Below are 25,835 nucleotides of genomic sequence, written 5' to 3'. Positions count from 1 at the left end.
CAGAATCGGGCCGGATTTGTCTGATTTCGGTTGAGGGGGATGGGGAGGCTTCGTATGTCTCGTACCGGAATCGGACAGGATCGGGCTTATTTTGCGTATGTGGGCCGATACAGGCGGTTTGCGGGGTGGGGAGCGCATCGTTTGACGTTCGGGAAAATGCGCCAACGGGGGTTGCGAAGAGGGTTTGGTCAGCAAATCTGAAAACGTTTTCACGATGATGACAACAAGCGCTAGAAAATAGTCATTCATAGGTAAAGTGTCAAGAAATACCGTTAGAAATTAGGCAATAAAAATTGCGGAGTCTAATAATTTTACGCGTCAACAGATGTTGCATACGGTAAAACGGCACATGCTGTAAGGGCTGGAAAATGGCGGAATTACAACGAAATGAAGATCGCCACACAAGGTGTGCGATGTGTGATGAGACGTAATCGGCGCCAGGTAAAACTAGGCGATGAGAATTTTACGAGCGCCGATTTGCGTAATGCAAACGAACGCTATAATCTCGTATTTAGGTTTGTGGATAACTGAATACAGCGTTCCCCGATGACGCGGAAAGTTCGCCGCCGAAGGGGTAAGAATGGGAACGATGGCATTCAGAAACATAGAGCTATTTGAGGAGCATATTACGATGAGGCATCAGGTGGAACGGCTGAAGCACGTAGCGCTGAAACGGGGGATAAAACCGGCTCGTGCACTCACCGCAGCTATCGTCGCCGTCGGCATGATGACAACCGCCGCCGTCTCCATCGGTTCCTCCAGCGCCAACGCAGATTCAGTCAAAGCCAATGGCAGTCTCTGCACGCCGACGACCATTGGCTTGGGCGACGACACGAGCAACGCCAAAGTCGATTCCGGCGTGGCCACTTATGTTGGCGGCAATATGTACGTTGGCGCCAATTTGAATAACTACTCCGAACTGAACGGAAGTCAGGGTCCTGACAAGTCATACGCAGTGGAAGCCGAGGGTCTGACGCTTGTCAACGGCAAGCTCGCCATCAACTCCGCGAAGAAGAGCTGGAACCGCAGAGGTTTCCGTTTCGGCGTGGTCGGCTTTGGTGGTCAGTATCGCCCGAAAGCCGATAGCGATGTGTTGGTCGTGGCTGGCAACAACAGCCTGACGATGAAAGACAACCTCTACAACAACTCACAGGTTGTGTCTGCCCTCGGCGGCTGGACGGATGGTAATACCGCGCGTGGTTTTGTGAACACCAACACGGGCGACCAGTACAAGGCCAAGATTCAGGGCAACACCAGCGTTCCTTACAACAACGGTCCTAAAACAGGTGAGGATGCCGCTTATGCTCCCACTGGATCGAACTATTCGCGTTCCGTTTACGATGCAGGCAAAGACAAGGAAGCCACCAGCACCGACGTTACTTACAGCAACGATGTTTCGCTGAGCAACGTCAGTGTCAACGGCGAAACGAAGGACTACTCGAACTTCCTTAAAGAAAGCGTTCAGGGCACGTCCAGCAAGCTCCTGAAGGCCAAGACGACCGGAACGGTTACTTCCGGCACTGCGCCTGCTGGCACGTATTCGCGTTACCACTACCGCTACAAGGATCCCACCGAGACGGGCATAAACAAGAACACGAAGTACGATTTCAACTTCGTTGAAGGTAATCCCGGCACGAACCAGCAGAAGGAAAAGCTGATCACCTTCGCTGGTACGAACGATCCGTCCCTTGAAGTGTTCGACGTTGATGCCTCAATGTTGAATTCCGAAGGCTACAGCGGTATCTCCTTCGCCTTTACGAACATCTCTGATACGGCATCGGTGGTTATCAATGTCACGGGTTCGAACGCGATTACGTTCAATAACGGTTGGCGTTTCTGGTGGAATGGTACGGAAATCTCTAATGGCTATGTGACGGCCAATGCCGGCGATGGCCATGTGACCGATGCGATGCGGAAGTCATACAGCAATGCCGCGCAGAAGATCATGTGGAACTTCGCCGAAACTTCCAAGCTCACCATCAAGGGCGGCGTGGCAGACAGCGGTTATGTCAAGTACGGTACATATGGAACGTCGAACCCTCAGGTTCTGAAGTCCTACGATGACCCTGCCGCAGCCATGCTCGGCAGCATTATGGTGCCGAACGGCAGCTTCGAAAGCCATGTCACCACCAATGGTCGTGTGTATGTCTACGGCGACTTCTCCATGTATAACCCGAGCAACATCGGTGTGGATATGGCCGAAGACGCGACCTCCTCCGTGATCGATATGGATCAGGAACGCCATAACCTGCCGTGGAACGGCCAGCTGACCACCTCATGCTCCACGATCCAGTGGTCCAAGGTTGATGCTGATGGCAATGCATTGGGTGGCACCACGTGGTCGGTGTATGGCACGAAGAACGATGCTGTTGCCGCATCGGCTACTCCGCTTACCACCATCACCGACAACGGTTGGAATGATGGCAATGATGCGGATGGCGAGTTCTCGCTTACCGGACTTACCGCCAACGCCACGTATTACATCAAGGAAACGTCCACAGGCAGCGCTGACTATCAGCTGAACGAAAACGTGTATCGAATCGATACTGGTGACGAAGGTGCTTCTTCTCCGAGTATCACCGCCGTCTACGATAAGAACGGCAATGAAATCGCCGATGAGTTGGCGAAGACCCTGTGGAACGGCAAAATCGTCAACAAGAAGAGGGGCAGCTCCTTGGCATGGTCCAAGGTCGATGCTGACGACACTGATACCAAGCTTGCCGGATCCACGTGGAACCTGACTAAGTACACGAGCGAAGCTCGTACGGATGTCGAAGAAGGCTGGCCGAAGAGCATCGAGGACAACACGGTTAATGTGACGGGTGTCACCATCAAGGACCTGATGACTGGAGCTGAGTATAGCGACGATCAGGATTTGGGCGAGAAGGCGGTCAACAACGTATTCAGACTGTCTGCCACCGTCACTCCGAGCGAAGCCCCGTCCGGTGTAGTGTGGTCTTCCTCGAACGACTTCTACGCCACTGTCGACGCCGGTAGCGGTATTGTGACGCCGAAGTCCAACAGTGGTGATGAGTATGTCACCATCACGGCATGCTCGACATCGAATGCTGATGTCTGCTCGTCCGTGAAGTTCAAGGTGACCGGTGACAGTGGTCTTAAGGTTACGGTTACGCCTGAGAACGAAAAGATTGTAGAAGGCAAAACCGTGCAATTGCATGCAACGGTCAATCCTGAGGGTCATAAGATAACCTGGTCGTCCAACAATGAGCTGGTCGCCAAGGTTGATCAGAATGGTCTTGTGAAGGGCGTGGGCGTCGGTACTGCCACCATTACGGCGAGCACCGCGGAAGGCGCGTTTGCTTCCGCCGAAATTACCGTGACATCGGCGCAGAAGTACCTCACCCTGTACTTCGACTCGAATAATCAGGGGCAGTGGAGTGCCAACAACGTGAAGGTGCATTACCGTTTGAAGGACAACGTCACTTGGATCGATCAGGACATGACCCAGATGAGCGGTTCCTGCAGTCAGTACGCATATGCGCAGATTCCGATGGATGATATCAGCGCGAGCAGCCAGTTCGGTTTCCTCCCCAAGAATGGCCAAGACTGGTATGGTCCGGGCAACGCTGATGTGCCGAAGAGCGATGGTAACTTCAAGTTCGCCCGTGACACCACGCTCCCCGAGAATGTGACCATTTCCACAGGCCCGAACTACAGTGCCTCCGCTCCGAGCGGCTGCGCCGTGACCAGCACGCAGTCGGCCAAGTCCGCCAAGGCGGTGCGCAAGGCCGCGAAGGCTGCAACGCAGGCGAGTGGAACCAGTCGTGCTGCCAATGCCGCTCTGGGTGAGTTGACCGATGAAGACACCAATCCGGGTGCGTTCCGTATCAGTGATCTCGCGGACGGCTACTACGTTCTGGAAGAAACCGGCGAGCCAAACGGCTTCGATGTCGGTGTCACGTACAAGATCACCATCCAGAACGGCCAGGTCACGTGGGATCCCGCCAAGACCGGCAACAAGCTGCCGAACACCCGCAAGACCGGCATGGTCACGTGGAACAAGGTCGATAAGACCGATGGCACCAAGCTGCTGGGCGGTTCCGAATGGAAGCTGACCCAGACGAAGAGCTTCTCCTGGGAGAATGGTAAGGCCAAGTACACGGAGACGAGTACGGTGCTCGCAACCATCAAGGATTGCGTGGACTCTTCCACTGCGCAGTGCGCCGCTTCCACTGAAACCTACGCGGATATCGACGGCGCGGCCGGCCAGTTCAGGATCATGGGCTTGGCATGGGGCGAGTATCAGCTCGTCGAGACCAAGGCTCCTGACGGGTACGATCTGGACAGCACGCCGCACACGTTCCGCATTGGTCCCGCCGAAGGCTCCGATGTGACCGGTGAATGGTACACGTCCAACGGTTTCAAGACGGATACTACTGCCGCATACAACGCGAATACGGCGTTCACCGTTGACGGTGGATCCATTACCAACACCCCTGGTGTCGTCCTGCCTAGCACGGGCGGCGAAGGGTTGAACAAGATGTACACTGCGGGATTCCTCGCAGTGGCGATTGCCGTGGCCGGTCTGGCCTTGAGCCTCAGGAGGCGGCAATCATGATTATCGACTCTGTGAGAGGAGAGGGCGGCCCGTAGCTGTTCTATGATGCCCTCTCCTAAAGGGCTGAAAACTTAATATCAGAGAAGATATAACCAATAAAGTAAAGGAAAAAGAATGAATAAGGTACTCAAGGGCCTTGTCGCCGTGGTCTCCACCGCGGCCATGGCCATCGCCGGTTTCGCCGGCGCAGCCAGCGCCACTGCGGCTCCGGACACCACAACCGACTACAAGCTGACCATCAAGAACTCTGCCGCTGGCCACACCTATGATGCCTATCAGGTGTTCAAGGGCCGTATCAGCGATTCCGCTCTTGTTGATATCGAGTGGGGCGACGGCGTTGACAGCGCTGCTCTGACTGCAACGGGGGCTCCGTATGCGGGTCAAACTGCAGCCCAGGTGGCTGAGAGCCTCAGCGGCAAGCAGAATGATTCCGCCGAAGCTAAGACCTTCGCGAATAATGTTGCTGGTAAGGATGGTTCGAAGAGCTATCTGGCGAGTCGAGCAACCGGTACTGCGCAGGGAACCGGCTCTGATGTGACCATCTCTGGTCTGAAGGCCGGCTACTACCTGATCAAGGATTCCTACACTGCCTCCAACAAGGGTGAAGCCTTCACCGCCTACGTTCTGAAGGTTGTGGGCAATGTGGAAGCAGCTCTGAAGGTTGATTATCCGACCGTCGAAAAGAAGGTCAAGGAGAACTCCAGCAAGTTCAGCACTGATGGCGGTTACGGCGCAGGTTACAATGACGTTGCTGACTACAACATCGGTGATCAGGTTCCGTTCAAGCTGATCGGTACCGTTCCGGACATGAGCCGTTACACCACCTACAAGTACGTCTTCCACGATACTGCTTCCGAGGGTTTGACTTTGCCCGCTAAGGAAGGTGTTAAGGTCTATGTTGCTGATGACAAGGCTGGCACCAGCAAGGCTGACATCACTGCCTCTGCTACGGTTGCTGTTTCTGGTCAGAATCTGACTGTCTCCTTCAAGGATCTGAAGACGGTTGGTGGCGTCGAACAGGTCAAGTTCATCATCGTCGAATACAGCGCCACGCTGAACAGCAATGCCGTAATTGGTCTGGATGGCAATACGAACACCGTTAACTTGGAATATTCCAACAACCCGAACAATTCTGGTGAGGGTGAAGATACTCCGACCGACAAGACCCCGGATGACAAGGTCATCGTCTTCACTTACAAGCTGAACGGTACCAAGGTTGACGCCACCGACAACAACACGACTCTGAAGGATGCCGAGTTCAAGCTGCAGAATGCTGCTGGTTCTTGGGCTCAGATTGACGTCAACCACAAGGTCACCGGCTGGGCCGCAAATGAAAACGACGGCACCGTAATCAAGTCTGACGATCAGGGCAATTTCTCCGTCATCGGTCTTGACGATGGCACTTACACGCTGAAGGAAACCAAGGCTCCTGCGGGCTACAATCTGCCGGAAGATGGTTTCACTGTCAAGATCACTGCAACCACTAAGAACGATCAGCAGTGGGATAAGATTCCGTCTTCCGCTCTGACCGATATTGCTGTTTCCGTGAATGGCGGTACTGAAACTTCTGGCGAAACCAGCACGGGTACCGTTGCGATCAAGATTGCAAACACTAAGGGCTCCTCGCTGCCGTCCACCGGTGGCATGGGCACCACCGTGCTGTATGCTGCTGGCGCTGCCATCGTCCTGGTGGCTGCCTTCGGCATCGCCTTCGCGGTCCGTCGTCGCAACGCTCGCTGAGCGTAACGGCAACATCGCACCAGCCCATACGAGATGATGGCGCTGATGTGATGGCACCGGGTTCCGGTGCCGGCCATAGTCGGGCATGATGCCGCGTCTCCCAGATTCGCGGCATCACCCCGGCCGGGCGAAACAGCACAACTCACACAACTCAATACGCAACTGGCCCGGATTCGACCTCATCGCCGGATCCGGCCGCCATTGCCCAAGCAACCGATCGGTCATCCGACCACACATCCAAAACGCTGTCCTTACGTTACGAATGATCGGCAACCACGAGCCACGCGCATCAGCCACGCGCATCGTGTTTGACGGCTGTCCGCATCCTAAGGAACCCTTGATAGGGGCCCGAGGGGGAACCCGATTAAGGAACCATAAAAAACACCAACTTCCAACGAAGGTGACACACATGACAAGCCAGAATGAGAGGGCTGAGATGAAAAACAGAACGGCAACGCACCGCATCATCGCGGCGCTGTGCTGCATGTTCGCACTCGTGCTCGCCACCATCGGCTTGGGCACGCCAACAGCCACGGCAGCCGACTCCACAACGGGCGCCAGCGCCGCAGCCAGCGCAAACGGCAGCATCACCGTAACCTACCAGTATCAGGACGCCGCACTCAACCTCGCCACCGTCAACCTCTACTACCTGGCTGACTGGTCCGCCAAAGGCGGCTACACTCCCGCAGGCGACTTCGCCGATCACAGCCAATACCCGGTCGACTGGGATATCCTCAACGCCGACCAGCAAACCCTGCGCGACTTCGCCAACACCATGGCCGGGTACATCGCAGTAAACAAGCCCGCCGCGGCCAGCACCCTCAAAACCGATAGCGACGGCATCGCCACCTTCAACCAGCTGAAAGACGGCCTCTACCTCACGGTCGTCGCCCCCTACGAAGGCAACGTGCTCACCTGCCAGACCGCAGCCATGCTCGTCGCCCTGCCAAACGTGCACAAGAACGCCGACGAACAGCGCACCCTCAGCATCGAGCCGAAAGCCGACTGCGCCGTACCGCCCACCACCACCATCAGCGTAAACAAGGTGTGGAAAGACAAGAACTCCTCCAAGCGTCCCGAAAGCGTGAAAATGAACCTGCTGCAAGACGGCAAGCTCTACGATTCCATCATGCTCAACAGCGCCAACAACTGGAAATACACGTGGACAGGCTTGCAAGCCAAGCACGAGTACACCGTGGTCGAAGCGAACGTGCCAGGCAACTACACCGCGCTCGTCGACCGTGAAAACAACGATTACACGGTAACCAACACCGCCAAGCCCGAATCGGCGAAAACCGGTGCGAGCGTTGCCATCATCGCCGTAATCGTCGTCGTGTTGGCCATCGCCGGCATCGTGATCGCCGTCGTGGTGCGCAAGAAGAACGCTTCGGAAGACGACGCGGAGCAGAACTCCACGGAACAGCCCCTGGAACAGGTTTCGGAACAGGCCTCCACGGAACAGCCTTCCTCGGACGATAGCGAGTGATGTTCGGTTCGAACGGGAAACATACCGGCAGACGCCGGAAAGAACGCCAAATAACGGATAGCGACGCCGAAAGCGTCGCATCCGAAAGCGCCGCGACCCCCGAAACCGACGCAGCAACGTCCGAAACCGAGGAGGCAACCCCCGGAACCGACACAGCGACCTCCGAAACCGAGGCCTCTAAAGCTTCGGAAACCGCATCCCCGTCATCGGAAACGATGAGCCGCGTCGACCGTCGCAAAAAACGCAAGAAAGACAACCTCGGCCTGAACATCCTCATCGGGTTCCTGGTCGTGGTGCTGATCGGCGGCCTCGGCCTCATCGCCTACCCGTCCGTGGCCGACTGGTGGAACCGAATGCACCAGTCATACGCCGTCGCCGGGTACGTGGCCAAAACCAAAGACATGTCCAAAGCGGAGAAGAAGAAACTCCTCGACGCCGCGCACGCCTACAACCTCAAACTCGCCGCCAACAGTGACCGCTGGCATATGAACGCCACGCAAAAAGAGCAGTACAAGAACACGCTCGACATCACCGGTACCGGCATCATGGGCTACGTGACCATTCCCCGCATCAAAGTGAAACTGCCGATCTACCACGGTACGAGTGAAGGCGTGCTACAGGTCGCCACCGGCCACCTTGAAGGCACCTCACTGCCAGTCGGCGGGCCAACCACGCACGCGGTGATCTCCGGCCACACAGGCCTGCCCTCCGCGCGACTGTTCACCGGCTTGGACGAGCTGAAAAAAGGCGACACCTTCGCCTTCCACGTGCTCGACGACACCTACACGTACCAAGTCGACCAGATCAAAGTAGTGCTGCCGGACGACTTAAGCGCATTGAACATCAGCACTTCGCTGGACTTCGCCACGCTCATCACCTGCACGCCATACGGCGTGAACTCGCATCGTCTACTGGTGCGCGGGCATCGCATCCCGAACCCGACCACGCCGGACAACACGCAATACGACGATCCGACCACCATGGTGTTCACCACGATCATCGTGGCACTGCTGATCATCGCCATACTGGTGGCATTGGTGACCTGCCTCGTGCGCGTACGCACCGCCCGCGAATCGACCGGTGCACACAACTCCGGACGCGCCTACCGCAAGCCGAAGCCCAAGCATCGCAGCAAACGCTAGCGTGTGGCCGTGAATGCGGCTGTGAGTGTGGTTGTGGTTGTGGGCGCCCCGTTCGTAAATCGTTTGACGGCGAAATCTTTGACCGAAATGACCAACAATGTCATTTCCATCGCGAGCGTTGCCGTCTCAATGTGATCACATCGCTTATACCATGCCATTTTCAGCGGTATGGAACGATTCAGCTGTTGACAAAATTCCGGTGTTTTCGCAGCGACGTCAATCGATTGCAATCGGTGGCAATCATGACCGATTATCATGCCCCCTGTTACGTTGTCATACCTCACCACGCAGGCCTTGCAAATCCCTTGAATAGTGCCATGAAAACAATCTCAAACACCTTGCAATTATTGACGTTTCGCCACCCCATGTCACACCAGTTCAAGCCTCTGTCCATATCCCCCCGTCGGCAATGAAACCGTGTTGCAAAAAGTGTGGAAAGAGTCTAACCTAGACAGTGCCTTTTCGAGATGCGATGATGTGGCATCGCTATTTCGATGTTGACAATGATGTGGTTGTTAGGCAGAACAAGACGCAAGCGACGCGCAAGGAAGAGGACCATGAAGCACGCAGCTTGGCCTACGGGCTTTGCCATGCGAGCGAACGCAGTCGTGCCGGTGGGCAGACGTGTTCGCTCGCTTCTTGCTGCCTTCATCGCCCTCGGTATGACCGCCTCACTCGCCATCACCCCAAGCCTCACCAGTACCGCCAGCGCCGCCGACGACGGCGCCAGCAACAGCGCCGGCAACAGCAATGCCGCCGTCACACCGGGCGTGTGCAGCGGCAAAACCATCCAGTGGGGTGGTGCGGATATCGGTTCCAGCACAGTCGATGATGGTATCGCCACGTATGTGGGCGGCGACATGTACGTCGGCAAAAACACCGGCGGCACCATGAACGACGCGAACGGACCGGAAGGCTCCTACGCGGTGGAGGCCGAAGGCCTGACCGCCGTCAAAGGCAAGCTGCTCATGCATCCGCTGAAAACCTCCTGGACCGTGTGGAAAGACAACGACCAGGGCTTGAGCGATGCTCGCGGTTTCCGTTTCGGAACGGTGGGCTTCGGCGCCCAGTTCCGCCCCGCCGAAAATGAATCCGTGCTCGACGTGTACGGGCAGAGCAATAACGAATCCCTGAACTGGGTGGGTGGCGCCCAAGCATGGGGCAATGCCGGTTGGATCGGCAAGCTTTCCAGCGAAAGCTCCCTAAAGTACACCGCCAATATCGCGAACAATGGCACGCCCACCACCCTGTACGAGGGCACCGCCAACGACTTCCTCGGTTATCCGGGGCTCTCGCAGAATACGGACAAGAACCGTTGGGACACCCGTCAATCCGTGTATGTGCCGAGCGACGCGACAAGCACGGTGAACTGGAACAAGAGTGCGAGCGACACCAATATCGGTAATACGGACGAAGTGTTCGTCACCACCAGCACGACGGACTCCTTCGGCGACAAGATCGTGAACATGTCGCAGAACCTGAAGTCCTTGGGTGAACAGGGCAGCGTGGACGGCGTGTACGTGGGGCAGGGCGAATTCCTGTCTAGCGATAACGACACGTACAAGTCAACCGATGCGTTCGACCGGAACAAATTCATATCGAAAACAGGTGACACTCCCAACTACACCTACCATATTTCCAACACCACCGAAACCATCATCAGGTTCAGAGGTGACGGTACTTCCGCACTGCAAGTGTTCAACCTGGACTCCAACGAACTCGACGCGGACACCAGCTACAGCTACGCTTTCGAAAACATTCCCGACACCGCATCCGTCGCCATCAACGTGACGGGTGCCAACGCGCAAACCCTCAGCTACCACAACGGTTGGCGCTTCTGGTGGACCGAAGTGAACGGCGATCCGAAGAAGGACGCGAAGGAAATCGGCGGATCGTTCAACGACGAAGCGTACATGAAGCGTGCACAGCAGGTCCTGTGGAACTTCCCCGACACCACCAACCTGACGATTATGGGCGGCCAAGCGACCGGCAAGATTGGTATCAATTTCACGCTCTCCACCAATGCGCACAAGGATGGCGTTTGGGGCGAGATGAAGGAGACCACAACCACAGCCGAAGTCACGACCACAGACGACCCCGCCGCGGGGCTGCTCGGCAGCGTGCTCGTACCGAACGGCAACTTCGAATCGCACGTGTCGACCAATGGCCGCGTATGGATCGGCGGCGACTTTTCCATGTACAACCCGACCCCGGTAAGCGATGTCAATGGCAGCCTGTTCGTCAACTCCGAACGCAGCCACTCGGCCTCCGCCCTAGACATGGACCAGGAACGCCACAACGTGCCCTGGAACGGCGCATACACCGCCCAGTGCGCAACCCTCGCATGGGACAAAGTCGACGACAGCGCAAGCCACAACGCGCTCGCAGGCACCACGTGGGCCGTGTACGGCTCGCTGGAGGACGCGAAGGAAAACAACCTCCCCAAGGCGTTGAAGAAAGTCACCGACGGCGAATACGGCGATGAAGACAAGCAATCGAACGGTTCCTTCGAAGTCGGCGGCCTGAACCCGTCCGAAAACGGTACGACGCTCACGTACTATCTCCGTGAGGTTTCCGCCAACAATGCGGGCTACCGGACGAACAGCAACATTTACGCCATCGCCGCAGGGAAGGAAGGCAGCGTCTCGCATACGATCGCGGCGGTATACGACTCAAACGGCGCGTTGATTACGGATGACGGCAAGAAGCTACTGATCGCTTCGGGCAGCGAGAACGATAACGATAAGATCATCAACGAACGCAAAGGTCTCGAACTCGACTGGTCGAAGGTCGACAAGGACGCGACGGGCAAGAAGCTCGCGGGCGCGGCATGGTATTTGAAGAAGAACGGCTCCAATGTCGCCTACCACATCACCGACACCACCATGAGCGTGGCGAAGGTGACGATCAAGCGCAACGGCGAAGCGGTGACGAAAATCACACTGGACACCACCGATATTGCCGATCTGGTTGCCGAAGTGACCGGCACGAACGGTTCCACAAGCGGTGTGCCGCAGACGGTCACATGGGTCAGCTCCAACCCGGGCTTCGCCACGGTTGACGACAGCGGCCTGGTTACGCCGATCTCAGTGGGGGAGACCACGATCAAAGCCTGTTCCATGGCGGATGATGCGAAGTGCGCGTCGGTTACCGTCACGGTCGTCAACCCGCCGTCGCAGATCGCCACCACGACGGTGTATTACCCGACGAGTGTGTTCGGTGCGAGTGTGCTGCCGAATTTCCAGTATCTTCTGGATGGCGAGACGAAATGGGTGACAGCTCAGCAGATGGAAACCGCCGAATGTGATGGCTGGGTGAAGTACACATTCGAGAATCCCAACAAGAAGGGCTTCACCTTTGACGTCTACTCCGGCAAAGTGTGGGATAACGGTGGCGGCAGCGGTACGGACTACAAGCATGTCTACGCTGCTGAGATCACTCTGAGCGGCAGTGTCAATAAGGGCTCTTCCATTACTCCGGGCACGCTTTCCACGGGTGCTCCCGTAGGCTGCTCCGCCATTCCGGCGGAAGAAACCACTACGACGGTGTATTACCCGACGAGTGTGTTCGGTACGAATGTGCTGCCGAATTTCCAGTATCTTCTGGACGGCGAGACGAAATGGGTGAGTGGCCTGCAGATGGAAGCCGCCGAATGTGATGGCTGGCTGAAGTACACGTTCAAGAACCCTGACAGGAAAGGGTTCCAGTTCGATGTGTATTACAACAATGCCTGGGATAACAACAATCGGAACGCCAATAACTATCACTACAGCTATTCCGCCGAACTCACGTTGAGCGGCAGCAGCAAGAGCGGCGATAAGGTGACCGCAGGCACGCTCTCTTCAGGCGTTCCCGCATCCTGCATCGTCACTCCGCCGAGCACGGAGGAAACCGTATTGATCAACGATCACGCATCCGGCGACACAATCATACTGGCCCAAGGCAAGACGCTTACCCTCACCGCCACCAAGACTCCCAGCAGCGCAACGCTCACATGGAGCAGCGGCAATACGAGCGTCGCCACCGTAACCGCCGATTCCAGCGACGACACCAAAGCCACCATCAAGGCAGTGGCCATCGGCTCCGCGACCGTTCGCGTCCGCACCGGCAACGGCACAATCACAAAAATCAAGATCAAGGTGGCCAACACCAGCACGCTTCGCGTCTACTTCAATACCAGCGCGGTCAAGAGCTCGTGGACGAACGGGTACTGGCTTGCCTACCAGCAGAAGTCGAACGGCATTTACACCACCGTGAAAATGGAGACAGCCGCCTGCAACAGCAATTACGTGGTTGCGGATATTCCGATCGACCAAGTGCAGGACGGGTACGGCTATTACTTCCGCGATAACGAGCGTCTTGACAGCAAGCGCCAATGGTACGGCTCCAATGGCACGCAGTCGACGGGCGAACCGTTCCAATTCCCCAGTGGCAGCTATTCGGTGCTCACCGTGGAAGACAAGAGCACGAGGAAGACGAGTGCGCCGACCGGGTGCGAGACGAATACGAACGCGACGAACACGAAGAGCGCGAAGAGCGCCGTACATCGTTTGACGAGCAAAGTAGAACGTTTGACGAGCGCGACGGGCACAGCGAAGAGCGTGGCGAAGAACGTCGGTATTGCCGTGAACGCCGCCGACTCCAGCAGTGCCGTCACCGCAGCTAACGAGACGGTCTACTCCTGCAGCGACGCGCTTGGCAAATGCGATATGGACACGAGCGTAGGCGGATTCCGCATCGTCGATCTGGAAGCGGGCACATACACGCTCACCGAAACCGTGGCACCCAACGGCTACGTGGAAACCGTGGAAACCTACACCGTCACGCTTGCCTCGGACGGCACCGTGACGTGGGATCCCGCGAACGTAAGCGATAACAAGGTGACGAACACGCGCATGCGCGGCACGGTCGCATGGCGGAAGGTCGCGGCGGCGGACGACGCGACGAGTGGCAGCGCCGGTGGCAGTGGTACTGACAGTGGTACCGGTGGCAGCGCCGGTGATGCCGGGCCGGGCGTGGCGCTCGGCGGGTCCGAATGGGCGTTGACCAAGTTGACATCGTTTGCATGGTCGGCGGATGGTAAAGCCACCTATCCGGCGATAACCGGTGGCGATGCGGCGGCTGTCACGATCACCGATTGCGTGGACGGGCAGAATGGTGTGAATGATTGCTCGGCGCAGACGCCCACGGAAAGCAACCCATACCCGGACCTCGACGGCGCAGCCGGGCGGTTCGCCATAGCCGGACTGGACTGGGGCGAGTATGCGCTCAAGGAAAGCAAAGCGCCCGAAGGGTACACCGTGGAATCCACGGGCCGCACATTCACCTTCGGCCCGAAAGAGGGCGGGAATACTACTGGCCAGTGGTATCGCAACAGCGTCGGCAGCGGCGGCATAGTCAGCGCCGAGGCAGTGGATTATGACCAGGCCGTATTCGATTTCGACATCGGCGACATTACGAACACCAGAACGCTTGGCTCGGTCACGTGGACGAAAGTCGGCAGTGATGATACGAGCACGCCTCTCGCTGGTTCCGCATGGAAGCTGACCAGAACCCATCGGTATGATGCCGAGACGGGGGGATACGTGCAGCTCGCCTCAGCCGAGGAATTCAATGTTATCGATTGCACGTCTTCTCCCTGCCCGTCGGGTGCTGGAAGTGCCGGAAACACTTGGAATGACAGTGATTCGGCGGTCGGAAAATTCAAACTCGACCAGTTGCCGTGGGGCAAATACTCGCTGGTGGAAACCACAGCACCAAGGGGGTATACTCCACAGGCGAAAGGTACGTCGTTCACGATTGGACCAGCGTCGGTTGGATCTGCTGACGCATCGCAACAAGAAACTTCTCAGACGGGATTGTCGATTCAACTCGGCGAAATCGTCAACCAGAAGACCGTTATAGCAACCGCTATTCCGATGACAGGAGGTGATTGGACAGGCAGAACCATTCTCGCCGTAGGCGGCGGGCTTGCTGTGCTCGCCGGTATATGCGCGATAGCGTGTAAAGCCATACGGCGAAGAACAATAACGCATGCATGACCTCGTCTATGAGCGGTAAAACAGCATGGCGACGCGCGAGATAGCCTCGCCACAGGAGATTTGAGAGGACCGATAATTTGCGCTTCATATTAAGCGCAACGGCCTACACGAAAAGGAAAAAGAAATGAACAAGAACATGAAGAGAGTTGTCTCGGGGCTCGCGGCCCTGGGCATCGCCCTCAGCGGTATGGCGCTCGGCGTCAGCTCCGCGTATGCGGCGGATACGGCTACTGATACCTTGGCGGCAGCCAAGAACGATACTAACGGTGGCAAGATCACCATCAAGAACCCCAACGAAGATACTACGGAGCACATTCTGAACGGTTACCGTCTTGGTTGGCTGTACGAAGTGACCAGCGAGAACGGCAAGCTGAAGAGCTTCCAGATCGATACTAATGACGATTACGTCAAGACCATTGAAGCTGCCCTTAAGGATGTTAAGAGCACTAACAATACCAGCAAGTCGCTGTACGAGCTCTATGCGGATTCGACGTACTACAACGACACGAAGGGTGGTGCTACCGCTCCGCAGGATGAAGCTAATCCGCTGGGCTGGATTGCCGAGAACATTCAGGGCAATCAGCTGGCTTATCGGGATGGCTGGTCCCGTCAGAACAACACCGAGTTGCGTCTGTTCGCCAACGCTCTGAAGGCCGAGTTCGAGAAGACCGACGCCCCTGCGAAGACTGGCGAGCTGAAGACTGGCGATAACGCCGTCGGTGAAGGCTATTACCTGCTGCTTGATCAGTTCGATAATGTGACTACTACTGCTGGAGCTGCGGCCTCCGCGAAGACCGCCCAGCCGACGCAGTCCATCCCGATTCTCGTCACCTCGACCATTCCGGCATCTGTGACCGTGACGGACCCGCAGGCCGAGGTGGCCGAAGGCCTTGGCCAGGTTACGCTGAAGTCCTCTGCACCGAGCATCACCAAGCAGGTTGTGGATAAGGACGGTAACGCCGTCACCGAGCCCGATTACAACATCGGCGAGGACATCTACTACGAGCTGACCACCACCATCCCGGACTACACGTCCTACACCAAGTGTGATACGACCTCCACTGATGAGGCAGAGGTCGCCAAGTGCCGCAAGCTGATCGTCACCGATACCGCCGAAAAAGGCCTGACCATTCAGAGCGTGGAAAGCGTGAAGGTTGGCGATACCGCTCTTCAGACCGCGCAGTACGACACCAAGCTCAATGTTGCTGCTAGGTATGCGGGAACTGAAGGAGATGCCAATGCTACCCAGAGCACTATTGACCTGGGCAAGTACGTCAATTCCGCTGAAGTGGCCAATAACTACGGCGCAACCGTGACCATTATCGTCAAGGCGAAGCTCAATGGCAATGCGAAAATCTCCACGCCGAATCAGCTTCAGGAGAACAAGAACAAGGTGTCGCTGACCTACTCCAATAAGTTCGACAAGGTTTCGGACGCGAAGACCATTGAAGGTGGCGAAGTCAATGTCTACACCTTCAAGTTCCGGCTGAAGAAGACCGCCATGGACGGCACCACTCTGCTCAACGGCGCTAAGTTCAAGGTCCAGAATAAGGCCACCCAAAAGTGGCTGAAGTACGATACCGATAACGCTAAGTGGACGGAAGCGGCCGACCAGGCAGGTGCTACTGAGTTCACGTCTGATGAGAATGGTATGGTCACTGGTCTTGATGGTCTGAAGCAGGGAACTTACACGGTGAAGGAAACGAAGCCTGCCCAGGATTACACCACCTTCGGTCTGCCTTCCTTCGATGTCACCATTACCCCTGAGTACAGGGCTGATGATTCCACCAGGCCTGCTAACCATACGGGGAACTGGGGCGATTACAAGTTGGAGAAGGAGACCATCTCCCTGCTTACCGATGTGGATACCCGAGTCGCCATGGATGAGACCACCGACGCCACCTTCACCATCCACGTGAAGAACGCCAAGAACCTCACCGAGCTGCCGATGACCGGTGGTGCGGGTCTTGTGGCCGTCATCGCTGTGGGCGTGCTGCTGGCCGGTGCCGGTACCGCTGCCGCGGTCCGCTCTCGCAAGTCCACTTCCAGGGCGGTGCGCGTCTGAGTGAGACTCAGGTAACTCAGGTAACACCAGCGATGCCACTCACGTAGCATCGCTGGTACACGCCCAGTGGGGCGAGGGTCTGCCGATCCTCGCCCCACTGCTATTCGCAGGCATTCGCCAGCGTCCACAGGCGCATATACAAGCCTTCCCGCAAGCAACCATCGGGTGGATTCGAGTGCCGAACAATATGCGCTACATTGGTGCAATGGAAAATGTCGCCCTATGGCGACTCGGGGCAAGGAGTGCGTATGGAGGAAGACGAGGCCATGCAGGCCGCGCCGGTCGGGCAGGCTGAGCAGGCCGCACAGGCTACGCAGAGCGCACCCACGCAGTCGCCTCGCACAGCCGACTCTTCGGAACACAAGCCAGCCGCCGGCTCCGAAACAAACCATCCCGCCCCCATTCCACCGCACTATCATCCCCTCGACCTGGCTCCCATCACCCCGGAAGGCGGCGACTTCGCCACATGGGAACACATCATCGGCACCGACGAGGAAGGCCTCGCGCAACGCAAAGCCGAACGCCGGGAAGCCCGCAGTTCCGGCTTCTTCGGCATCCTATCCATCTTGCTGCTCACCGTATCCGCGCTCGTGATCGGCACCCCATTCGTCATGCGCGCCATCGAACAATCACACGCGACCAACGTGGCAAGCACCTCCGCCCAAACCGTCAACGGATGGCCCTACCCCAAAGCCAAAGAAGCCCTGGCAGCCGCCCGCGCCTACAACAAGCGGCTCGCACAAACCGGCCAATCCGTGATCGGCGAAGCGCACGACCCCTTCGCCACCGAAAGCGGCGGCAGCAAAACCTCCGACGAAGACGACTCACTCGCCGCCAAAGACCAGGAATACCAAAGCCTGCTCGACACCGGCGAAGGCGTGATGGGATCCGTGCGCATCCCCAAAATCTCCGTGAACCTGCCCATCTACCACGGCACCAGCGAAGACGCGCTTCGACGCGGCGTCGGCCACCTGTACGGCACATCCCTGCCCGCAGGCGGCAAAAACTCGCACACCGTACTCACCGGGCATCGCGGCCTAGTGAACGCCGAACTCTTCACACGCCTGGACGAACTACGCAAAGGCGACTACATCTACGTCGACGTGATGGGGGAGACGCTCGGCTACAAAGTAGACCGGATCAGCGTGATCAAACCGGATGAAGTGAGCAAACTCAAAGTGGAACCCGGCAAAGACCGCATCACACTCATGACCTGCACACCATACGGCGTGAACACGCACCGACTGCTTGTTTCGGGACTGCGCGGCAAAATACCGCACCCGATCCCCGATCCGAACGCCGCGCCAAAAGACAAGCGCGCGATCGCGGTCCGCGTCGCATTGGTCACCGCCGGTGCGGTGCTACTGATCTGGCTGGCACTCACGTTCATCCCGCATCGCGACCTGTGGATGCTGATCCAGCATGCGGCCGAGCGGCCCGACTGGATTTGAGTGGCTGCGCGCTGCTCAGTGCACCACAGTAATCGGGCATTCGGCGAAATTAATGATCTGACGGCTCACCGACCCCAAGAAATGCGCATCCATGCCAGTCAAACCACGCGAACCAACCACCACATGGCTCGCATAGCGCGACGCCGCGATCAAACCCTTCGACGCCGGAATATGGAACGCGTTCTTCACCACCTCCACATCACTCGGAATACCCGCCTTCGCAAGCAGCTCATCCAACACCCGCTCCGCAAAGCGCTGACCCTCCTCAGTGGAAGGAACCGTAGTCTCATGGCCCGGAACCGCCCCCAAATCACGCAACTGCCAGCAGAACATCACATGCAACGGCAAATCATGAATCCGCGCATGCCACACCGCAAAATCCAACGCCCGCAGCGACGTAGGCGAACCATCCACGCCAACCACCACCGGGCGCTGCGCAGGCTTAGACGGCGAAGAACCCTGCGTATAATGCACCGTCACATTCGACGGCGTCAACGAATTCGCAATCTCATCGGCAACAGTCTCATCCTCACTGCCCGCAATACGCACCACCGTCACCGGCACCTGCGCCGTCTCCGCCAACGAAGCGGAAAGCGAACCCATAAACCAACGCGCCACACGACCCAACGAACGGCGGCCAACCACAATCTGCTGCGAATCCTTACCAATCTGCAACAGCGCCGACGTGCCAGACGCACGCACGGAAGTCATCTTCAACCGTTCAGGATCAAAATCAATGCCATCACTAGCCTGCTCAACCCAGGAACGCAGCTCATCCGCAATCTCATGACGCACATGCGCCCAAGACTCCTCACTATCCGGCTCGTCGGAATTCGTATCCCACGAATGCGTCCAACCAAACACGGCATTAATGCTCTGACCAGTAAGCGAAGCTTCGCGCATAGCCCATTTCAGCGCGGCGAACGATTCATCGGACCCGTCGACGCCAACCACGATATCCGCAAGATTCGCGGCCGCGTCCCCATCCTCGAATGCGACATGTGCAGTAGTATTGTCCACCATTGGTTGCCTCCTTCGACGGCATATCTACCCTAAGCATACTGTCTCACCATTGCCCCGCCGCGCAGAAACGGCGTGCGCAGTCACCGCCCACACACCCTCCCGAACCCGATTCGGCTTCGTTCTGAGCGGAATCTGAGCGAAAAGTGAAGCAAAACAACGCAAACGTCACCGCGAATCGGTAAAGTGGGGCGCAGTGTAACTTGAGGAAGGACAAGCATGTTCGAACGGTTTACAGACCGTGCACGGCGCGTGATTGTGCTGGCGCAGGAAGAGGCGCGCGCCCTGCAGCACAACTACATCGGCACCGAACACCTGTTGCTCGGCCTGATCCGCGAAGGCGAAGGCGTAGCCGCCAAGGCGCTCGCCTCCAAAGGCGTGGAGCTTGAAGCCACCCGCAAGCAGGTCGAAGAAATGATCGGCAAAGGCAACGCCTCATCCAACGGGCACATCCCCTTCACCTCGCACGCCAAGCAGGTGCTGGAACTCAGCCTGCGCGAAGCGCTGCAGCTCGGCCACAGCTACATCGGCACCGAGCACATCCTGCTCGGCCTGATCCGCGAAGGCGAAGGCGTAGGCACCCAGGTGCTCATCAAAATGGACGTGAACCTGGGCGAACTGCGCTCCGCCACCATCGACATGATCCGCGGCAACGCAGCCGGCGACGACAAGGGCGAACTGGCCAACGCCGGTAGCGTGTCCGACAAGCTCGGCGGCAAAACCTCCTCCGCGATCCTCGAACAGTTCGGCCGCAACCTCACCGCCGAAGCCGCCGCAGGCAAGCTGGACCCGGTGATCGGCCGCACGCAGGAAATCGAACGCGTCATGGTCGTGCTGAGCCGTCGCACCAAAAACAACCCGGTGCTGATCGGCGAACCCGGCGTCGGCAAAACCGCCGTAGTCGAAGGCCTTGCAGAGAAAATCAACGCGGGCGACGTGCCGGAAACCCTGAAAGGCAAGCAGGTGTACTCGCTCGACCTCGGCTCCATGGTGGCCGGATCGCGCTACCGCGGCGACTTCGAAGAGCGACTCAAGAAAGTGCTCAAAGAAATCAAAACCCGTGGCGACATCGTGCTGTTCATCGACGAAATCCACACAATCGTCGGCGCCGGAGCCGCAGACGGTGCGCTCGGCGCATCCGACATGCTCAAGCCGATGCTGGCCCGAGGCGAACTCCAGACCATCGGCGCCACCACCACCGACGAATACCGCAAGTACATCGAAAAGGACGCCGCGCTGGAACGCCGATTCCAGCCGATCCAGGTGCACGAGCCGACCATCGCCGAAACCATCGAAATCCTTAAGGGACTGCGCGAACGCTACGAAAACCACCATCGCGTGACCATCACCGACAGTGCCATCCAAGCCGCAGCCGAACTGTCGTCCCGCTACATTCAGGACCGTCGCCTGCCCGACAAGGCCATCGACCTGATCGATGAGGCCGGTGCGCGCCTGCGCATCAAGCGCCTCACCACGCCGCCCGAACTCAAAGAGCTCGAAGCCAAGGTCGCCAAGGTCAGCGCCGAAAAGGAACAGGCCGTCAAAGATCAGGACTTCGAAAAGGCCGCCGCCATGCGCGACGATCTGGAAAAGCTGCAGAACGAGCTCAAAGACAAGGAAACCGCTTGGCATGAAGGCGGATCCGACGTCAAGATGGTCGTGGACGAGGACGTGATCGCCGAAGTGGTCTCCTCCACCACGGGCATCCCGGTCGTGAAGCTCACGCAAGCCGAATCCAAGAAGCTGCTCAACATGGAAGCCGAACTGCACAAGCGCATCATCGGCCAGGACGAAGCGGTTTCCGCACTGTCCCGTTCCATCCGTCGTACGCGCGTCGGCCTGAAAGACCCGAAGCGCCCGTCCGGTTCGTTCATCTTCGCCGGTCCGACCGGCGTGGGCAAAACCGAGCTCGCCAAGACGCTCGCCGAATTCCTGTTCGACGACGAAGACGCGCTGATCCGCGTCGACATGTCGGAATTCTCCGAAAAGTACGCGGCCTCGCGCCTGTTCGGAGCGCCCCCGGGATACGTCGGCTACGAAGAAGGCGGCGAACTCACCGAAAAGGTGCGTCGCAAGCCGTTCTCCGTGGTGCTGTTCGACGAGATCGAAAAAGCCCACCCCGACATCTTCAACACGCTGCTGCAGGTGCTGGACGACGGCCATCTGACCGACGGTCAGGGGCGCAAGGTGGACTTCAAGAACACCATCATCATCCTGACCACCAACCTCGGCGCGCGCGACATCGCCAAGGCCGCGAACACCGGTTTCAGTCTGGGCACGAACACCGAATCGAGCTACCAGCGCATGAAGGAACAAGTGTCCTCGGAACTCAAGCAGCAGTTCCGCCCGGAGTTCCTCAACCGTTTGGACGACATCATCGTGTTCAAGCAGCTGACCGAGCCGGAAGTGCGCCAGATCGTCGACCTCGACGTCAAGCAGCTCAACGATCGCCTGTTCGACCGCCACATGGAGCTGGACCTGACCGACAAGGCCAAGGACCTGCTCGCGCAGAAGGGCTTCGACCCGCTGCTGGGCGCTCGACCGCTGCGCCGCGTGATTCAGCGCGACATCGAGGATGCGATCTCCGAGAAGATCCTCATGGGCGAGCTGACCGACGGCGAGCGTGTGAAGGTCGATGCCGAAGGCGAAGGCGTGCTGGGCGACTTCATCTTTACGGGTGAGGCGTTTGATGCGGGTGATGCGGGTGCGGCTGACGCTGGTACCGCGGCTGACGCTGGCTCTGAGGCTGACGCTGGCACGGACGCGCCGGGCGCTCTGGGCGAGTGAGCTTGGGCTGCCGGCTTTCGCGCTTAGCTGACTGAACGCTTGATAAGCGGAAAGGGTCGAACGTGATGTTCGACCCTTTTTCGTTAGCTAGCGGCGCGGCGGTTGGTTGCGTGGTGTTTGGTGACGCGGTTTGGTTGTGGTTTGGTTGCGCGGCGTTCGGCGGAACGCCACGCGGGACCGGTACTTGGCAGGCGACACGGCGCGTAATACCGTAGAGATAGGAAACACGAGAAGGGTAAACCGTAACGGGTAGTACCGTGGAGCGAACGGACAGTGGAACATACGGACGAACGGTAGGTGAGTGGTAATGACGGCGTACATGGATCATAAGGACCTGACGAACGAGACGATCGACGGCGCGCGTGCCCGCGAAATCGCGGACAACGTGCATGCGGTGCTCGATCGCATCGCGGCTGCGGAAGCGGCGGCCGGGCGCGAAGCGGGGTCGGTGCAGCTGCTGGCGGCGACGAAAACGCGCGACGTGGGCGAAATCATGGCCGCGATCGACGCAGGAGTGTGGATGATCGGCGAAAACCGCCCGCAGGAAGTGCAGGTCAAGGCGCCTGGGCTGGTGCGGCTGCTGGCGGAACGGGGGTTTGCGCTGGGGGCTGCGGGTGATGTGGCTTTGGTTGGCGTGGCTTCGGTTGGCGTGGCTTCGGTTGGCGGTGCGGCTGATGCGGCTGACCCTGCTGGCTCTGCTGGTTCTGCGCAGAATCTTGCACAGAATCCTGCACAGAACAGCGTGATCCCGTTCCACCTGATCGGCCAGCTGCAATCCAACAAAATCGGCAAGATCCTGCCATTCGTCGACACCATCGAATCCGTCGACTCCATCGAACTCGCCGAGAAAATCGCGCGGCGAGCCGTCATGCGCGGCATCACCGTCGGCGTGCTGCTGGAAGTCAACGAATCCGGCGAAGCGTCGAAATCCGGCTGCCCGGCCAGCCACGCCATCGACCTCGCGCAGCGCATCGGCAACATGGGCGGCCTGGAATTGAAGGGTTTGATGACCATTGGTGCGCACGTGGACGACGAGGCCACCATTCGATCCGGCTTCGCGCATCTGCGCAGAACCCGCGACCAGATTCTCGCGTCCGGCACGCCCGGCACCGCGCATTGCACGGAGCTGTCGATGGGCATGACGGGCGATATGGAGCTCGCCATCGCCGAGGGCGCGACCATCGTGCGCGTGGGCACCGGGATTTTCGGCGAAAGAGCGTTCATCTGAGGTTTGGCGTCGTAGGGGTGCTAGTCCGCTGAGCCGTCTACCGCTGGAACATTGGCCCCTGGAACGTTGGCCCTTGGAGTGTTGGCCCCTGACGCACCGGCCCTTGGAATTTGGCTTGAGACCGTCGACCCGTAGGCATTCGGGCGCGGGCAGACGAAGATAGGCGAGATTGGAGACGAGTATGGGCGTTCGCGAGGGGCAGCGCGGTCCCGCTGAACAGGTTTCGCACGGCGGCGTGCGCGGCGTGCGCGGCGAAATGCGTGATGAAATGCGTGATGAAGCGTGCGACGAATTGCGCATCCACGCCGTGGTGAGCGGCATGGTGCAAGGCGTCGGATACCGCTATTTCACGGTGACCACGGCGCTGAAGCTCGGGCTCACCGGCTGGGTGCGCAACCTGATGAACGGCGATGTGGAGCTTGAGGCGCAAGGCGCGCGCAGGGACGTGGCCGTGCTGATCTCGCGGCTGAAACTCGGCCCGAAATGGAGCGAAGTAAGTCACGTCGCCGTCGACGAAATCGACCCCCTCCCCAACGAAACCAACTTCCGCGTACGCGGCTACTAGCCCCTTTCTCCCTGAATGAGTCCCCTCTACCGAAATCAGACAATTTTGGCCTATTTTTGTCCGATTCCGGTTGAGTCATTTCCCTGAATGAGTCCCCTCTACCGAAATCAGACAATTTTGGCCTATTTTTGTCCGATTCCGGTTGAGTCATCCCCTTTCCCCTGAATATGTTCCCCTCTTCCCCAATGGGTCTGTCTCGCCTTCCCTGAATATGTCCCCTCCTACCGAAATCAGACAAATTTGGCCCATTTTTGTCTGATTTCGGTATGAGGCTTGCCCTCGGTTTCCCAAGCGGATCCGTCCCGCTTTCCCAGCACAGCCTTGTTACCGGAATCGGACAAATTTGGCCCGTTTTTGTCTGATTTCGGTATGAGGTCTGCCAACTTAGCTCATTCCCGATGTATCCGCCTCGCTTTCTCCAGAATCGGACAAAATCCGCCTATTTTTGTCTGATTTCGGCTGAGCTACCTTGCTTTCCCGAAATCGGACAAATACAGCCCATCCCACCCGGCTGCCACTAGCTGGCGTTAGACTGTAGCGTATGAGAATCGCACGTTTTTCCCTGAATGATACGCCGCGCTACGCCTTCGTGCAGAAGGACGAAAACGACGGCGAAGACTACCTCGTCGAACTCGACGGCCACCCGCTGCTGGGCGGCCAGGTCACCCCGACCGGTCAGCGCTACAAGATCGACGCCGAAGGCGTCCGCCTGCTGTCCCCGGTCATCCCGTCCAAAGTGTACGGCCTCGCGAAAAACTACGAAGCCCACGCCCAGTTCATGCACGACGCCGGCCACTCCGACATCAAGCACGCGCCGGAAGACATGGTAATCTTCTCCAAGCCGTCCACCTCCGTCATCGGCCCCGACGACCCAATCATCTACCCCGCGGGCTCCAACGACATGAACTTCGAGCCGGAAGTGGCCGTGGTCATCAGCCGCGTGACGAAGAACGTCACCGTCGAAAACGCCATGGATTACGTGCTCGGCTTCACCTGCGTCAACGACGTGACGCTGCGCGACCTGCAAGGCCTCGACCCCATGTGGACGCGCGCCAAGGGTTTCGACACCTCCTGCCCGCTCGGCCCGTGGATCGTGACGCGCGACGACCTCAACTGGCGTGACGCCAAGATTTCGTTCACGCTGAACGGCGAGGACGTGCCGATGGCGTCCGGCACCACCGCGAACCTGATCCACGGTATTCCGGAGCAGATCGCCGCGATTTCGTCGTTCGCCACGCTGCTGCCGGGTGACGTTATTCTGACCGGTACGCCGAACGCGTCCGGGCATCTTGATCCGGGCGACGAAGCGGTGGTGACCGTGGAGGGCATCGGCTCCCTGCGCAACGTGGTGCTGGGCGCTCGCTGATTTTGTGCGGGTTGCGCGGGTGCTGTGTGGCTGCTGTGTGGGTGCGCGGGTGTTGTGTGGGTGCACGGCTGTGCGGGGTTGTGCGGCTGCGCGGCGTGCGGCATTAGTTGTGCGGCGCGTGGTGCGCGGCGTCTGTGACTCGTGACTGCGCGGCATCGCCCGTGACCGTGTGACGACAACCGTGGCTGGAGTGACGTATTTCGTCATTCCGGTCGCGGTTGTTGTTGTATGTGCGGGGCTTTGGCGGTTGCGGTGAGGTCGGTGGAGTACTTTTCCAGCGCCTTGTAGCTGCCTTCGGCGTCCGGGCTGGTGACTTTCGCGCCGCCGCGGATTTGCGGCACGGCCTTGCGCAGGGCCTGCGGGGT

The 25,835-nt window shown here is 58.4% G+C and carries 12 protein-coding genes; 11 read left to right on the top strand and 1 reads right to left on the bottom strand.

Going from position 1 to position 25,835, the window contains the following annotated elements; genetic code table 11:
• The first annotated feature begins 631 nt into the window (after positions 1-631).
• The 7 genes from KIH75_RS02720 to KIH75_RS02690 all read left to right on the top strand — a co-directional run bounded on the left by KIH75_RS02720 (position 632) and on the right by KIH75_RS02690 (position 18,504).
• Positions 632-4,579, top strand: a complete 3,948-nt coding sequence (locus KIH75_RS02720; RefSeq protein ID WP_219055284.1) for a SpaA isopeptide-forming pilin-related protein — start codon at positions 632-634, stop codon at positions 4,577-4,579.
• Between the two features lie 114 nt (positions 4,580-4,693).
• Positions 4,694-6,319 (top strand): SpaH/EbpB family LPXTG-anchored major pilin, encoded by a 1,626-nt coding sequence (locus KIH75_RS02715; RefSeq protein WP_219055283.1) that lies wholly within the window; start codon positions 4,694-4,696, stop codon positions 6,317-6,319.
• Between the two features lie 409 nt (positions 6,320-6,728).
• Entirely contained in the window at positions 6,729-7,805 is a 1,077-nt protein-coding gene (locus tag KIH75_RS02710) for a Cna B-type domain-containing protein (RefSeq protein WP_219055282.1), read from the top strand.
• On the top strand, positions 7,805-8,947 hold the full coding sequence (locus KIH75_RS02705) for a class C sortase (protein WP_219055281.1): 1,143 nt from the start codon (positions 7,805-7,807) through the stop codon (positions 8,945-8,947). Before KIH75_RS02710 ends, KIH75_RS02705 begins: the two co-directional genes overlap by 1 nt.
• Positions 8,948-9,504: 557 nt before the next feature.
• Complete coding sequence (locus KIH75_RS02700; RefSeq protein ID WP_219055280.1) at positions 9,505-14,988, top strand: SpaA isopeptide-forming pilin-related protein; 5,484 nt, start codon at positions 9,505-9,507, stop codon at positions 14,986-14,988.
• A gap of 136 nt (positions 14,989-15,124) precedes the next feature.
• Positions 15,125-17,053, top strand: coding sequence for an isopeptide-forming domain-containing fimbrial protein (locus tag KIH75_RS02695; protein ID WP_219055279.1), 1,929 nt, complete (start codon positions 15,125-15,127; stop codon positions 17,051-17,053).
• 248 nt (positions 17,054-17,301) lie between these two features.
• Positions 17,302-18,504: a class C sortase gene (locus tag KIH75_RS02690; RefSeq protein ID WP_236027982.1), complete on the top strand. Its 1,203-nt coding sequence runs from the start codon at positions 17,302-17,304 to the stop codon at positions 18,502-18,504.
• Between the two features lie 15 nt (positions 18,505-18,519).
• Here the strand turns inward: KIH75_RS02690 and KIH75_RS02685 are convergent, their stop codons facing one another.
• Positions 18,520-19,527 (bottom strand): universal stress protein, encoded by a 1,008-nt coding sequence (locus KIH75_RS02685; protein ID WP_236027981.1) that lies wholly within the window; start codon positions 19,525-19,527, stop codon positions 18,520-18,522.
• Positions 19,528-19,743: 216 nt separating this feature from the next.
• Between KIH75_RS02685 and KIH75_RS02680 the strand changes: the two genes are divergently transcribed.
• From KIH75_RS02680 to KIH75_RS02665, 4 genes are all read left to right on the top strand, one after another.
• The gene (locus KIH75_RS02680; protein WP_219055278.1) at positions 19,744-22,311 is read left to right on the top strand and encodes an ATP-dependent Clp protease ATP-binding subunit; all 2,568 of its coding nucleotides are present in this window, start codon (positions 19,744-19,746) and stop codon (positions 22,309-22,311) included.
• A 307-nt stretch (positions 22,312-22,618) separates the two neighbouring features.
• The gene (locus KIH75_RS02675; protein WP_219055277.1) at positions 22,619-23,539 is read left to right on the top strand and encodes a YggS family pyridoxal phosphate-dependent enzyme; all 921 of its coding nucleotides are present in this window, start codon (positions 22,619-22,621) and stop codon (positions 23,537-23,539) included.
• Positions 23,540-23,807: 268 nt separating this feature from the next.
• Entirely contained in the window at positions 23,808-24,104 is a 297-nt protein-coding gene (locus KIH75_RS02670; RefSeq protein ID WP_219055310.1) for an acylphosphatase, read from the top strand.
• A gap of 541 nt (positions 24,105-24,645) precedes the next feature.
• Positions 24,646-25,470 (top strand): fumarylacetoacetate hydrolase family protein, encoded by an 825-nt coding sequence (locus KIH75_RS02665; RefSeq protein WP_219055276.1) that lies wholly within the window; start codon positions 24,646-24,648, stop codon positions 25,468-25,470.
• Positions 25,471-25,835: the final 365 nt, after the last annotated feature.

Source organism: Bifidobacterium pongonis (genome assembly GCF_019331805.1).
Classification (GTDB): Bacteria; Actinomycetota; Actinomycetes; order Actinomycetales; family Bifidobacteriaceae; genus Bifidobacterium; species Bifidobacterium pongonis.
This window is presented reverse-complemented; position numbering and strand designations above follow the sequence as displayed.

Bases quoted from the DNA above. Each gene is read 5' to 3' on its own strand.
- KIH75_RS02720 (WP_219055284.1), top strand. From the start codon at position 632: ATGAGGCATCAGGTGGAACGGCTGAAGCACGTAGCGCTGAAACGGGGG.
- KIH75_RS02715 (WP_219055283.1), top strand. From the start codon at position 4,694: ATGAATAAGGTACTCAAGGGCCTTGTCGCCGTGGTCTCCACCGCGGCC.
- KIH75_RS02710 (WP_219055282.1), top strand. From the start codon at position 6,729: ATGACAAGCCAGAATGAGAGGGCTGAGATGAAAAACAGAACGGCAACG.
- KIH75_RS02705 (WP_219055281.1), top strand. From the start codon at position 7,805: ATGTTCGGTTCGAACGGGAAACATACCGGCAGACGCCGGAAAGAACGC.
- KIH75_RS02700 (WP_219055280.1), top strand. From the start codon at position 9,505: ATGAAGCACGCAGCTTGGCCTACGGGCTTTGCCATGCGAGCGAACGCA.
- KIH75_RS02695 (WP_219055279.1), top strand. From the start codon at position 15,125: ATGAAGAGAGTTGTCTCGGGGCTCGCGGCCCTGGGCATCGCCCTCAGC.
- KIH75_RS02690 (WP_236027982.1), top strand. From the start codon at position 17,302: ATGGAGGAAGACGAGGCCATGCAGGCCGCGCCGGTCGGGCAGGCTGAG.
- KIH75_RS02685 (WP_236027981.1), bottom strand. From the start codon at position 19,527: ATGGTGGACAATACTACTGCACATGTCGCATTCGAGGATGGGGACGCG.
- KIH75_RS02680 (WP_219055278.1), top strand. From the start codon at position 19,744: ATGTTCGAACGGTTTACAGACCGTGCACGGCGCGTGATTGTGCTGGCG.
- KIH75_RS02675 (WP_219055277.1), top strand. From the start codon at position 22,619: ATGACGGCGTACATGGATCATAAGGACCTGACGAACGAGACGATCGAC.
- KIH75_RS02670 (WP_219055310.1), top strand. From the start codon at position 23,808: ATGCGTGATGAAGCGTGCGACGAATTGCGCATCCACGCCGTGGTGAGC.
- KIH75_RS02665 (WP_219055276.1), top strand. From the start codon at position 24,646: ATGAGAATCGCACGTTTTTCCCTGAATGATACGCCGCGCTACGCCTTC.